The 14,095-nt window shown below is 42.5% G+C and carries 10 protein-coding genes; all 10 read left to right on the plus strand.

Annotation, left to right across the window (positions count from 1 at the left end; all coding sequences use genetic code 11):
* The first annotated feature begins 556 nt into the window (after positions 1-556).
* The 10 genes from AACR75_RS07715 to vpsH all read left to right on the plus strand — a co-directional run bounded on the left by AACR75_RS07715 (position 557) and on the right by vpsH (position 14,095).
* The gene (locus AACR75_RS07715; protein WP_017049466.1) at positions 557-1,609 is read left to right on the plus strand and encodes an efflux RND transporter periplasmic adaptor subunit; all 1,053 of its coding nucleotides are present in this window, start codon (positions 557-559) and stop codon (positions 1,607-1,609) included.
* Positions 1,609-4,719 carry a vibriobactin export RND transporter permease subunit VexH gene (vexH, locus tag AACR75_RS07720; RefSeq protein WP_017049467.1) on the plus strand — a complete coding sequence of 1,037 codons (3,111 nt, stop codon included), beginning with the start codon at positions 1,609-1,611 and terminating at the stop codon, positions 4,717-4,719. The genes AACR75_RS07715 and vexH overlap by 1 nt, the downstream gene beginning before the upstream one ends.
* A 305-nt stretch (positions 4,720-5,024) precedes the next feature.
* Positions 5,025-5,552 carry a low molecular weight protein-tyrosine-phosphatase gene (locus AACR75_RS07725; protein WP_013857370.1) on the plus strand — a complete coding sequence of 176 codons (528 nt, stop codon included), beginning with the start codon at positions 5,025-5,027 and terminating at the stop codon, positions 5,550-5,552.
* A gap of 299 nt (positions 5,553-5,851) precedes the next feature.
* On the plus strand, positions 5,852-6,970 hold the full coding sequence (wecB, locus tag AACR75_RS07730) for a non-hydrolyzing UDP-N-acetylglucosamine 2-epimerase (protein WP_081245367.1): 1,119 nt from the start codon (positions 5,852-5,854) through the stop codon (positions 6,968-6,970).
* Between the two features lie 17 nt (positions 6,971-6,987).
* On the plus strand, positions 6,988-8,229 hold the full coding sequence (gene vpsB / locus AACR75_RS07735) for a UDP-N-acetyl-D-mannosamine dehydrogenase VpsB (RefSeq protein ID WP_047689523.1): 1,242 nt from the start codon (positions 6,988-6,990) through the stop codon (positions 8,227-8,229).
* Positions 8,226-8,780 carry an exopolysaccharide biosynthesis acetyltransferase VpsC gene (gene vpsC, locus AACR75_RS07740; protein WP_047689526.1) on the plus strand — a complete coding sequence of 185 codons (555 nt, stop codon included), beginning with the start codon at positions 8,226-8,228 and terminating at the stop codon, positions 8,778-8,780. The genes vpsB and vpsC overlap by 4 nt, the downstream gene beginning before the upstream one ends.
* Positions 8,777-9,937, plus strand: coding sequence for a VpsD family glycosyltransferase (locus AACR75_RS07745; protein ID WP_047689529.1), 1,161 nt, complete (start codon positions 8,777-8,779; stop codon positions 9,935-9,937). The genes vpsC and AACR75_RS07745 overlap by 4 nt, the downstream gene beginning before the upstream one ends.
* Positions 9,934-11,343 (plus strand): exopolysaccharide biosynthesis flippase VpsE, encoded by a 1,410-nt coding sequence (gene vpsE / locus AACR75_RS07750; RefSeq protein ID WP_047689532.1) that lies wholly within the window; start codon positions 9,934-9,936, stop codon positions 11,341-11,343. Before AACR75_RS07745 ends, vpsE begins: the two co-directional genes overlap by 4 nt.
* Positions 11,340-12,554, plus strand: coding sequence for an exopolysaccharide biosynthesis protein VpsF (vpsF, locus tag AACR75_RS07755; protein ID WP_047689534.1), 1,215 nt, complete (start codon positions 11,340-11,342; stop codon positions 12,552-12,554). Before vpsE ends, vpsF begins: the two co-directional genes overlap by 4 nt.
* Before the next feature lie 212 nt (positions 12,555-12,766).
* Positions 12,767-14,095, plus strand: a complete 1,329-nt coding sequence (gene vpsH, locus AACR75_RS07760) for an exopolysaccharide biosynthesis protein VpsH (RefSeq protein ID WP_047689536.1) — start codon at positions 12,767-12,769, stop codon at positions 14,093-14,095.

Below are 14,095 nucleotides of genomic sequence, written 5' to 3' on the forward strand. Positions count from 1 at the left end.
ACGGATTCGAACCATCGAAGGCGGAGCCGGCAGATTTACAGTCTGCTCCCTTTGGCCACTCGGGAACCCCTCCAGAGGGTTTTCATACAATGTGATTTATAGTGCTTATAAGGACACTATTGGCTCACAGTATGCTTAAACAACGTTTTCCCAACGCATTGCTCAAGTGCGGAGCGCATGATAGCAAACTCGCTCTCTCTGTAAAGCCTTTTTCTTATGATTTTGAATTGAATGCTGCCTTTTTGGGCAAAGGGGTGAGGAATGGATAGTTTTGCTCTATTTATACCCTTCCCACTTGAAGCTGCAGCGGTGTTGGCTACGTTCGCTCACCCCAATCACATAGTTTATCTATGCTCATGGGAATGAACTTACTTGCCGCCTACCTGCAACTTCAAGTTGTTTGGGTATAGCCTGTGTGTGGCGCCTAAAAAGCAGCCGGAGGAGGCTAAGTTATGACGCACGTTACAGATATTTAATAAGATTTACACTCCTTGACGTTCGAGCGTCGTATAAGCAGTTACAATTCAATCAGTCTATTTATTGTTGAATAAAAACTATGAAAAACACGTCTATTCTTTCGTTAATGATAGTTACCTTGCTTACCACACCGTTAAGTGCGTTCGCTGCGCAAGCACCACAAGCCGTTGCGGTGGTCGCAGAGCGTGTGGCAACTCATCAAGTGTCTCAGTCTCTTTCACTGATTGGTAAATTAGAAGCTGAACGAGCAGTGGAGATCTCATCTGAAGTTTCGGGAAAGGTCAGCCATATTGCGATTAAAGCCAATCAAGAGGTCAAGAAAGGTCAGCTCTTAATTCAGCTTAATGATGATAAAGCCAAAGCCGCACTTTCAGAGGCTCAAGCCTATTTGAACGATGAACAGCGTAAGTTGAAAGAGTTTGAACGTTTGGTCAAACGGAACGCCATTACCCAAACTGAAATTGATGCGCAAAAAGCGAGTGTTGATATTGCTCAAGCACGTTTAGATGCCGCAAACGCAAATTTAAACGATCTGCGCATTAGCGCGCCATTTAATGGCACCGTTGGTTTTATTGATTTTAGTTTGGGCAAAATGGTCAGTGCAGGGACGGAATTGCTGACTTTAGATGACCTATCGGTGATGCAACTCGATATCCAAGTGCCAGAGCGTTACCTTTCGTTAATCAGTAAAGGTATGACGGTGACGGCGAAGAGTAATGCTTGGGCAAAAAACGAGTTTACCGGCAAAGTTGTGGGTATTGATTCTCGCATTAACCGTGAAACCTTGAATTTGCGTGTCCGTATTCATTTCGATAACCAAGATGGCAAGCTAAAACCCGGGATGTTGCTTTCTACTAAGTTGAATTTCCCAGCGATTGAAGCGCCCATTATCCCCGTTCAAGCACTCGAATATTCAGGCACTAAACGCTATGTCTATGTGATTGATAGTAATAACAAAGTAATACGCACGGAAGTTTGGCTTGGCGCGCGGATCGACAATCAAGTGGTGATTGATAAAGGTTTAGCCATTGGCGATAAGATTGTGGTGCAAGGCATCGTGAATATGAGAAACGGCATTGTCGTTACTGAAGTCAATGTGGATGGCTCACCGATACAAAAGGATGACAAATAATGTGGTTATCCGATGTTTCAGTGAAGCGCCCTGTGGCGGCGGTGGTATTAAGCTTACTGTTGTGCGTTTTTGGTCTAGTGTCATTTTCTAAGCTTTCGGTCCGGGAAATGCCCGATATTGAAAGCCCGGTGGTTTCAATCAGTACTCGCTATGCAGGGGCTTCAGCTACCATCATTGAAAGCCAAATCACTTCTGTATTGGAAGATCAACTGGCAGGCATTAGCGGGATTGATGAAATTGAATCCACCACGCGCAATGGCATGTCACGGATTACCGTTACATTTGAACTGGGTTACGATCTCAATACTGGTGTGAGCGATATCCGCGACGCCGTTGCGAGAGCACAGCGCTCATTACCCGATGAAGCAGATGATCCAACCGTATTCAAAAATAATGGCTCTGGTGAAGCTTCTTTGTACATTAATCTCAGTTCTTCAGAGATGGATCGAACCCAACTGACCGATTATATCGAACGAGCTTTGATTGACCGCTTTAGTTTAATCTCTGGCGTCAGTTCTGTGGATGTGTCTGGTGGTCTTTATAAGGTGATGTATGTCAAGCTCAAGCCGAATCTGATGGCTGGGCGTGGTGTCACGACTTCTGATATATCAAGTGCATTGCGCAGTGAAAATATTGAAAGCCCGGGCGGGGAAGTGCGTAACGATTCGACAGTAATGTCGGTGCGTACCGACCGAGCGTACAAAACGGCGCAAGATTTTGACTATTTGGTGGTTAAGCGCGCAAGTGACAATTCGCCGATTTACTTAAAAGATGTCGCGGATGTCTTCATCGGCGCTGAGAACGAAAACTCAACCTTCAAAAGCGACGGTGTGGTTAATGTGAGCATGGGCATTGTGCCACAGTCAGATGCTAACCCCTTGGATGTGGCGCAGCGTGTCCATCAAGAAGTCGATAATATTCAGCAGTTTCTACCCAAAGGAACGCGCTTGGCCATTGACTACGACTCGACCGTCTTTATTGATCGCTCAATTTCGGAAGTGTATAGCACACTGTTTATCACGGGTGGTTTAGTGATTTTGGTACTGTACATTTTTATCGGCCAAGTTCGGGCAACGCTAATCCCAGCCGTTACTGTGCCAGTATCATTGATCTCTTCTTTTATTGCCGCTTACTATTTCGGATTCTCCATTAACCTTATCACCTTGATGGCGCTGATTCTTTCCATCGGTTTGGTTGTTGATGACGCGATTGTGGTGGTGGAAAATATATTTCATCACATAGAACAGGGAGAGAAGCCACTGCTGGCGGCTTATAAAGGGACGCGCGAAGTCGGCTTTGCCGTGATTGCCACCACATTGGTATTAGTGATGGTCTTTTTACCGATCTCTTTTATGGACGGCATGGTCGGCCTGTTGTTCACCGAGTTCTCTGTACTTTTGGCCATGTCGGTTCTCTTTTCATCGCTAATAGCGTTAACTTTAACACCCGTTCTCGGTAGTAAGATTTTAAAGGTCAATGTCAAACCAAACCGTTTTAATCGTTTTGTTGATCGTGTTTTTGGCCGTTTAGAAGCGGGTTACAAATCCTCTTTACGTTTTGCTATCAGTTGGAAATGGGCTGCACCGCTCGTCATCCTTGCATGCGTTGGTGGCAGTTATTTTCTGATGCAGAAAGTGCCTTCTCAGCTTACGCCTTCAGAAGATCGCGGCGTTATTTTTGCCTTTGTGCGCGGAGCGGATGCGACCAGTTATAACCGGATGTCGGCCAATATGGATCTTGTTGAGCAGCGGTTAATGCCCTTGGTTGGCAAAGGTTTTCTCAAGTCGTTTAGTATTCAATCGCCTGCGTTCGGTGGGCAAGCGGGTGATCAGACGGGTTTTGTTATCATGATTTTGGATGACTGGAACGAACGAAGCATCACCGCTCAACAAGCATTAGGGCAGGTAAAAAAAGCGCTAACGGGAATTCCCGATGTACGAGTTATGCCCTTTATGCCCGGCTTTCGTGGTGGCTCTAACGAGCCTGTTCAGTTTGTGTTAGGTGGGTCAGACTATCCTGAACTCAAAAAATGGGCTGAATTGTTAAAAACGGAAGCTGAAAATTCCCCCTTTATGGAAGGTGCTGACACCAATTATTCCGAAAAGACACCTGAACTGGTGGTGACGATTGATAGGCAGCGTGCCGCGGAATTGGGGATCAGTGTCGCGGATATTTCAGATACGTTAGAAGTGATGCTCGGCGGGAAGAGTGAAACCAGCTTTGTTGAGCGTGGCGAAGAGTATGATGTTTATCTCCGTGGGGACGAAAATAGCTTCAATAACGCCTCCGATTTAAGCCAGATCTACATGAGAACCGCATCCGGTGAGCTTGTTACACTGGATGCACTTGCGAAAGTGGAAGAAGTGGCATCATCAATCCGCTTGTCTCATTACAATAAGCAAAAGGCGATCACGGTTACTGCAAATTTATCGGCTGGTTACACGTTGGGCGAAGCGCTTGATTTTCTAGATCAAAAAGCCATTGAAACGCTACCTAGTGATATTTCCATTAGTTACTCAGGTGAGTCAAAAGATTTTAAAGAAAACCAATCGAGTGTAGCCATTGTATTTGCGTTAGCGCTGCTTGTCGCTTATTTGGTACTAGCCGCCCAATTTGAAAGTTTTATCAACCCGTTAGTGGTGATGTTGACGGTGCCGATGGGTGTGTTTGGCGGCTTTCTTGGTCTATCAATTATGGGACAAGGTATCAACATCTATAGCCAAATTGGGATGATTATGCTGATCGGTATGGTGACCAAAAATGGCATTTTGATCGTTGAATTTGCCAACCAGCTGCGTGACCGAGGGGTTGAGTTTGAAAAAGCAATTATTGATGCTTCAGCAAGGCGCTTGCGGCCAATCATGATGACCGCATTTACTACTTTAGCAGGTTCAATCCCATTAATTATCTCGACAGGAGCAGGCTATGAAAGCCGAGTTGCGGTGGGTACAGTGATTTTCTTCGGTATGGGTTTTGCCACTTTAGTCACTCTGTTTGTTATCCCTGCTATGTATCGTTTGGTCTCGGCATCAACACGCTCTCCAGGTCATGTTGAAGCTGAACTTAACCAAGAACTGCTGCATGATGTTAAAACCAGAAGTGTTCACTGATTAACGTATCAAGAGCCTGCGCCCTGCAGGCTCTTTTTTGTTCACCGTTCACACCTATTCCATTCACCGTTATCTATGCCCATTCGATGAAATCACATGCGGCCGGCTTATCACATCAAGTTATTTGAACATACAAGCGAGATATCAAATGGTTAATGCCATTTTCGATAATCCATCAAAATAGCCAGTTCATTTTTCCTATTTAAATCTTAGGTATTAATTATAGATAGACTCAATTTTGAGACACCCATTGCAATGCGCCTTGCGATACTCTATCCACCTCTTTAATACAGAGACAAAATGAAGTGAATGCATCAGTAATGGCCATGGAAAATAAAAAACTCTCTATCCTCATCGTATGCATGGGAAATATATGCCGTTCACCGCTTTCTGAAGCTGTTTTGAGCCAAAAAGCGCAACAACATGGAATTAATTTATTTGTTGAAAGCGCTGGTACTGTGAATTATCAAGTGGGCCGAAAACCAGATCCCAAAGCAATATCTGTCGCTGAGCAGCGTGGCTATTCAATGTCAAATTTAAGAGCAAGGCAGGTTTGTTCTGAGGATTTCGAAAAATTTGATCTTATTTTTGCCTTAGATAAAGCCAACTTAGCGGATCTGATTGACATTTGTCCTGCTAAACATAAAGAGAAACTTTCACTGTTTCTATCGCATAGCCACATCGGTGTCACGGAAGTCCCTGATCCTTACAAAGGAAATATTCATATGTTTGAACGGGTTTTGGAACTGATAGAGAGCGGGGCCCAAGGGATCATCGAACATATATCTAAACAATATCAATTAAAGGAAAGTGCAATGAAACTTTGTGTGTAACACATAGAAAGTTTTATATGACTTTTTGATTACCCACCCCAAAAAACAAAGCAACAGTTTGGCAATTAATTTCTACTCATAGTTTGTAGGTAGGTGATTAAATGTGGGTGGTTAATAAGTTTTCTCTTATATACATAAAGCAAAAAATGTGAAGAAAATGCGCATTCTAGAGGCGACATCTAGTGGCGGTAGCGTATTTAACCGTTGCTATTCACCATTTTTATCTGCTTTTTTGAAGAAATAGCGTTGAACAGCTTGTTCTTAACAGTCGTTTAGTTTAGCCCAAGGAAATAAATAAAGTGAAAAAAATACTCATTGCGTTTGGTACACGACCTGAAGCAATTAAAATGGCGCCTCTAGTTCATCAGCTTAAACAAGATAACCGCTTCGACACAAAAGTATGCGTCACTGGCCAGCACAGGGAAATGCTTGACCAGGTTTTAGAGTTGTTTGAAGTGGTGCCTGATTTTGATCTTAATATCATGGAACCAGGGCAAACACTGACGACAGTAACGACTAAAATCTTGAACGGTATGGAAACGGTTCTAAAAGACTTTCAACCAAACATCGTCTTAGTTCATGGCGATACCGCTACAACGTTTGCGACTTCACTTGCTTGTTATTATCAGCAAATTGCAGTCGGCCACGTTGAGGCTGGATTACGCACCGGTAATATCTATTCCCCTTGGCCTGAAGAAGCGAACCGCAAGCTTACGGGTGCATTGACTCACTACCATTTCGCACCAACGGCAACATCTCAACAAAATTTATTGGATGAGAACTATTGCCTCGAGAACATCCATATTACGGGGAATACCGTCATTGACGCCTTGTTTATGATCCGTAACAAGATTCACAACGAGCAAGATCTCAATGCTACGCTGGCACACCAGTTTCCGATGCTTGATAACAATAAAAAACTCATTCTTGTTACAGGCCACCGTCGTGAAAGTTTTGGTGATGGATTTGAGCGTATTTGTGAAGCCTTATCCATCACAGCAAAGCGTCACCCTGACTGTCAAATTCTTTATCCGGTACATCTTAATCCGAATGTTCAAGAGCCCGTCAATCGTCTTTTAAAAGGCATTGAAAACATTTTCTTAGTGGATCCACAACAGTATTTGCCCTTTGTCTATTTGATGGACAGAGCACACATCATTTTAACCGATTCCGGTGGTATTCAAGAAGAGGCACCGTCGCTAGGGAAGCCTGTATTAGTGATGAGAGACACCACCGAACGACCTGAAGCGGTAAGCGCGGGTACGGTCAAGCTGGTTGGGACTAACACACAACTGATTTGTGAAGAGTTAGACCGGTTGCTTAGTGATGAGCGCGCTTACCAACTCATGAGTCAAGCACACAATCCATACGGTGATGGCAAAGCCTGTCAACGTATCGCCGACATTCTAGCAAGATAAGATTTAAGGAAAATAAGATGTTTAATAAAGTTTCTGTGATTGGTTTAGGGTATATCGGCCTGCCAACGGCTGCCGTTATAGCCTCGCGTGGTATTGAAGTGATTGGCGTAGATGTCAATCAACACGCTGTCGATACAATCAATAAAGGTGAAATTCACATTGTCGAACCGGATTTAGATATCGTAGTTCGAAGTGCAGTGATGACTGGCAAACTAAAAGCAACTGTGACAGCTGAACCAGCTGATGCTTTCTTAGTGGCGGTACCCACACCATTTAAAGGTGATAATCACGAGCCTGATCTTAGCTATATAGAAGCCGCAGCCAAAGCGATTGCGCCAGTTCTGGAAAAAGGCAACTTGGTGGTATTGGAAAGTACTTCCCCAGTCGGTGCGACAGAAAAGCTTTCCGCATGGCTAGCAGAGGCTCGTCCTGATTTAACTTTCCCACAGCATAAAGGTGATACGGCTGACATTAAAGTAGCGCATTGCCCAGAGCGAGTTTTACCGGGTTATGTACTACAAGAATTAGTCAGTAATGACCGAGTGATTGGTGGTATGAGTAAATCTTGTAGCGAGAAAGCGATGGCTCTGTATAAAACCTTTGTTAAAGGCGAATGCATCATCAGCAACTCTCGTACGGCGGAGATGGCGAAATTAACAGAAAACTCCTTTCGCGACGTCAATATTGCATTCGCGAACGAACTTTCCCTTATTTGTGAGAAATTAAAAATCAATGTTTGGGAATTAATTAAATTGGCCAACCGCCACCCTCGGGTCAACATATTAAACCCAGGACCAGGTGTTGGCGGGCACTGTATTGCAGTTGACCCTTGGTTTATTGTTAACAGCTGCCCAGAAGAAGCAAAACTGATTGCTGCTGCTCGCTATGTTAATGATGGTAAACCACACTGGGTCGTTGATCAGGTAAAACAAGCGGCAGATCAGTTCAAAAAACCAGTCATTGCCTGCTTAGGTTTGGCCTTTAAAGCCGATATTGATGATTTACGTGAAAGCCCAGCTTTAGACATCACTTTGCATTTAGCACAAGACAATATTGGACAAATTCTAGCGGTAGAGCCAAATATCCACCAATTACCGGGTAAGTTAACAGAACATGATGTTGAGCTAGTCTCGCTAGAGCGTGCTTTAGAGTTGGCCAATATCGTTGTGGTGCTGGTTGATCACCGAGATTTTAAAGAAGCAGATAAAACGGCGTTTGCCAAGAAAGTAGTGATTGATACTAGAGGTGTGGTTGCTTGAGTTCAGCATTCGATCTAATTAAAGCTGATCTGTATCGTCATACAGGAAAGTTGTCGACGGGGTTACTCATCAAGAATCTGATGTTTAACCCTGGTTTTAAGTATATGTTTTGGTTGCGATTATGCCGAAGTGAAAATCGTTTATTACGTTCATTTGCTAGGCTAATGCATAAAAATTTATCCATTAGGTACCAAATACAAATACCGAAAGAAACCGATGTTGGCCCAGGGTTATACCTAGGGCATGGTACTGGGATAATTATCAACAGTACCGCGAAGATTGGCGCCAATTGTAATTTAAGCCCCTTCACTGTAATTGGCTCAAACCAAGGACAAGCGGCTACGATCGGTGATTATGTGTACATCGGTCCTCATGTCTCGATAGTCGAAGATGTTACGATTGGCAATGGAGCGGTTGTAGGGGCTGGTGCTGTGGTTATTCGTGATGTTTCTGAAAATGCGGTCGTTGTTGGAAATCCGGGGCGAGTCATTAAAACGGAAAATAATCGAGCCTATATTGGCCATCCTGTGCAGTTGGATAATAAGCTATGAAAAAAGTACTTCTCATCATGCCTCTTTCAACTCTTAACTGGGGAGAGAAAAATGCAGGTGGGGTAGATTCTGTATGTCAGATGTTGGTTCGTGAGTTAGCCTCTAAAACTCAACCTTCAAAATATCGCTATCGCGTCTTGGCTTTTGATCCTAGCAGTCAAGAGCAATATACCGGTAGTCCAATTATTCTCTCTGAACAGGTAGAAGTTATCTTTGCACCTGCTAATGAATCACGTATAGGGATACCCTTACCCGGAATATTGACAGGATGGTTACGAGTAAGAGAACAAATCTCAAATTACAAACCTGACATAGTACATGGACATATGAATAGTTGGATGATTTGGCTCGGAGGTAGGTCTAAGAATATTGTAACTCTTCATTCTTATCGGAAAATAGCAAGAAAACCAGTATCAACGACTAATGATTTTTTATATGAAAAAATAATCCCGTTTTTAAGTAAATATTTTGTTGATGCTTTCACTTGCGTTGGAAATGAGCTGGGTGAGGCTCTAAAAAAAGATACTAAGAAACCAATTCATATAATTGGTAATCCTATTGATAAAGCTTATGTTTCTCTACTTAACAAAAAAAACGCTAATAATGTGCTGGATAATAAAATACATTTAGTCACCTGTGCTCTCATTTCACGTCGTAAACGTGTGGATCTAATTTTAGATTTACTAAGACAGATACGAGATTTAGGTAGAGATGTAACATTAAATATAATAGGTCCTAATGTTGATCCTGTTTACTATTCTGAGCTTGAAAAATTAATTGAAGAATGGGACTTATCCGATAATGTTTCTTTTCTTGGAAAGCTGAATCAGAAAGAAATTATTCAGCAATATAAATACGCTGACATTGGTGTGTTTCTATCAGATCAAGAAACATTTGGCTTAGCACCTTTAGAAATGTTGGCAACAGGCTTGCCTCTTATTGCTACACCTGTGGGGATTTTAGGAGAGAGAAAGGATAGGTTTGCTAAATTAGGTGTGACGTTTTTTTCAAATGAACAAGCAAATAATATAGTGAACTCGATAGACTCCATTTATTATCGTGATACTGAAAATGCACAGGATTATATACATAATCATTTTTCATCCCAAGGCATTTTAAAACAATATGAGTCTTTATATGATGAGGTGATGGGGTGATAGCCAGCCTACTCAGATATGCCCCTGTTCAGGTTTTTGCTGCTTTAAGCCTCTTTATGCTAATCGCCGTACAAACTCGTTTCCTTACACCAGAAAATTATGGTGTGTTAGCGGTGGCTATGGTGGTTCTCGAACTCGTGCGTGCTTTTAGTACTCAGTGGCTCAACACGTCGATGTTACGTCTCTACCCTGGGTATTCGGATCGGGAGCAAGTCCAACTCGTTCAAACCATTTCACTGCTGGTTATTATCGGATCTTTGCTTGGTTTTATTGTTATCGCCGTAACTTTATTCATTTATCAGCAATTGAGTGGGGAACGATTATTGATACTGGGTGCTTTACTGTCGGTTAAATCGATATTTCAATACCAGTTAGAATTGAGTCGCTTAAATGAGCGATTGAGCGCTTATCGTCAAGCGACCGTATTGCAGTCAATTTCTGCGGTAGTGCTCTCCATCCTTTCACTCTCTTGGGCGGCTACTATTGAGTCTGCGTTGTTTGCTTTAACCTTGAGCTTTGGCATTGGAGCTTTAGGTCTTGGTTTTCCTAGACGGCCTGAATGGCATATTGCTATGTTAAAGCGTCTGCTTACTTACGGTATTCCGATCATGTTAGCGGGAGGAATTAGCGTATTAGGGGGAAGAGTCGATCGTTTATTTATCGCCCATTTCGTTGGGATGAACGAAACGGGTATCTATGCTGCGCAAGCCAACTTATTGATGGGAGTGCTGGGCTTAGTTTTCATGGTAATTGCTATGCCTCTCTATCCTAATTTGGCCAAGCATGCGGAAGATAAAATCACCCTTGTGAGTCAGCATAAAACCTATCTGCATTTATTGGTTACCCTTACTTTGCCGGCTCTATTTGGACTTGGAATATTACAAGAAGAGATCATTCGGCTCTTTTTGGGGGAGCAATATCTCAGTAGTTCTACCGGACTATTCTGGGTGTTAGCGATCGCTGTTTATCTGATTAATTTTAAAGGTCATTACCTTGATCATGGTTTGCAGTTTCTATTACAGACTCGCAAGCTCCTATGGGTTTCTCTCTCGGGCTTAGTAGCGAGCATTTTCCTACTACCTTTTATGCTCAATCAATTTGGCATGTTTGGTGCGGCTATCACCTTGCTTATAGTGAGTGGCTTAGTCGCAATACTCTCTTTTATCAGCTCATGGAGATCGGGGTATCGTTACGCTATTGGCATTGATGGCGTCAAAGTGATCATTTCTTCACTTCTGATGGGCGGCTACTTATACGCAGTGAAACAGTGTCCACTGGCGATCCATTCATTATTCGCTCTAACCTTTTATGTCACCTCATCATTGTTGTTTTATGGCATCTGTTTGTGGTGCACGAATGCTTTTAATGCACGCCAACGTTTATTCTCAATCTGGAGGCCCAATTGAGCGAACGTAATCTCATTCGATGGATGATTCTGATTGTCCTCAGTGCGTTTCTGCTGGGGGCTTTTTTACTCGAAAATATGGGCATTCAGTACGTTTCAGAAGGCGGGAGCCCCATACTCAAAATTCATGTCTATTCCTATTTGAGTATGGGAGCTTTTGCTCTGTTGATATTGCGCGTTGGCCTTTTCAACCTAATTAAGCCATTACACGATCTCAAAAAGGCTTGGTGGCTAGCCATAGTATCGATGCTGGCCGTTATTTTATATGGCTTTATGCGATTTGGGACATCGGGACTCGCTTATCTTATTGATACGATTTTTATCCCTTTAGTTCTGGTTCCTGTTGTATACGGGTTATCCGATGCAGCTAAAAATCGATTACTGGCTCTACTCGGTTATCTTTTATTTATTAATGCATGCATCGCGATTATTGAACTTGTTTTGGGGCAGAGCATTGTTGCTGTTGAGATTGGTAGTTTTTCATTCTTCCGCTCGACTGCTTTTATGGCACATCCCCTTAACAATGCTCTCATTACGGCATCGCTAACGCCTATTGTTATGCGTTATACACGAATTCCGGCGGCTATGTATGTCTCTGTTATCGTGCTAGCCCTGTTTGCTTTTGGAGGGCGAGCTGCGTTGGGGATTTTCCTATTGGGTAATTTTCTGATGATGTTACCTAAATTACGTGACTTTTTCGGTCAGGGAGTGCGCTACCCAAAGCTGAAATTTGCTTATCTTCAGGCTTTGGTCTATTTCTCTGTGATTGCCGTTATTTTGACTCTAGTATTAAGCCCGATTGGTGAACGGATATTGTCTAAGTTGTATATAGATACGAGCGCCGAAGCGCGATTCGATGTTTTTATTTTACTTGAACAGCTTTATTTTTCAGAGTGGTTATTCGGTGCTTCACATGGTCTATTGAATGATATTGTTTTTTATATTGGTATTAATGTTGTTGAAAACTACGTGATTGGATGGGTTCTTAATTTTGGTTTATTAGGGTGTATAGGCTTACTGCTTTCTACTTATCTTGTTCCTTTTATGTTGGTTTATAAGCAAGAATGGTCCGCAAAAATTGCTCTGCTCAGTTTTATGTTGATATCAGTTACTAATAATGCCTTAACAGTAAAAACGCCTGCATTGATGTTTTTGGTGGTGGTTTTATCCTGTCACTACCGTTCATCTAATCACCATCTACACAGGAGATAATAAATATGGTTTTATCTATTAATTTTCTCTTTAAGGATATGTGTGGACTGAATATCACATCGGATGAGTGATTTTTCAATGAACGGAACTGTACTTTAATATTCATCAAGATAGTTAGCAATAATATTTGACGGGTGATTTTTTAAATGTAACCAATACAGTTGTCAATACAGCCTAAATTATACAAATATTGTTCCAAAGGACTTTTACTGATGTTTACCAATTCACTTTATATTAAAGCACCAATCTGGCTGCAAAATGTCATGCTTTCTGTACGGGCGCTGTCACGCAAAATGGTCAGAGAAAATGGTGAGATGCGCGCGGTGTTGCAAGAGATCCAAGCTAACGAGTTTTCACGTACTCATTTAGCGGATTATCAACACAAGCAGCTACAAAAAACCTTGGCGAATGCTCGTAACCATGTGCCGTTTTATCAGAATTTAGACTTACTCAATCTTGAGCTTGAGGCTTTTCCATATCTGGATAAAGCGGTATTGCGTCATGACCACGAGCAGTTTATCTCGCAGAACAAACCTTCTGTGGTAGTGAAAGGGGCGACCAGTGGCACAACGGGGACGCCTTTGACTATTTTGCAAGATAGGCATTCGGTTATTCGTGAGCAAGCCTTTGTCGAAAGACAGTTGGCTTGGGCTGGTTATCGTAAAGGGGATAAACGAGCGTGGATCCGTGGCGATATGGTGGTGCCATTAAGTCAAAAGCAAGGACCATTCTGGCGCTACTCTTGGTTTGAGCAGATGATAGTGCTTTCATCTTTCCATCTGACATCGCAAACGATGTCGAGTTATCTGCAAGCCATGGTCGATTTTGGGGTTGAAGTGATTCAGGCATACCCTTCTTCGATTGCTACGTTAGCCCGCTATTTAGAAGCTAACCAAAGTTATTATCCGGCGAAGCTCAAATCCATTATGACTTCATCAGAATCGTTGTCAGCAGAAGATAGACAGGTGATTGAGACACGCTTTGGCTGCAAAGTCTTTGACTGGTATGGCCTATTTGAGCGAGTGGCTGCGATAGGGCAGTGTGAGCATGGTCGCTACCATTTGCTCTCCGACTATTCGCATGTGGAATTGTTAGCCGTAGGCGACGGGCGTTACGAGTTGGTTGGCACTAACTTTAATAATCAGTATTTCCCTTTGATCCGCTATAAGGCCGGTGATCATGTGCATTTATCTGAAAACGAGATCTGTCCTTGTGGTCGGATTTTTCCTGTGATTGACCATGTTGATGGACGGATTGGTGACTATTTAATTGGTGAGGATGGGCAAAAAATACACATCCTTAACCATATACCTAAAGGGGTTAATGGATTATTGGCAACGCAATTTTTACAGAAGGATGTCAATAAAGTAATAGTATTGGTTGTTGTGGACTCAAGAATCTTTGATCTGACTCAGGAGGAGATTCTAATTAAAAATACAAAGGATAGGATAGGAAAAAGCATTTGTGTTGAAATTGTAAAAGTTGATTCTATTCCTAAAACTAAAAATGGAAAAACAAGACAGGCTATTTGCTTTATATAG

This window comes from Vibrio sp. ZOR0018 (assembly GCF_963865925.1).
GTDB lineage: Bacteria > Pseudomonadota > Gammaproteobacteria > Enterobacterales > Vibrionaceae > Vibrio > Vibrio anguillarum.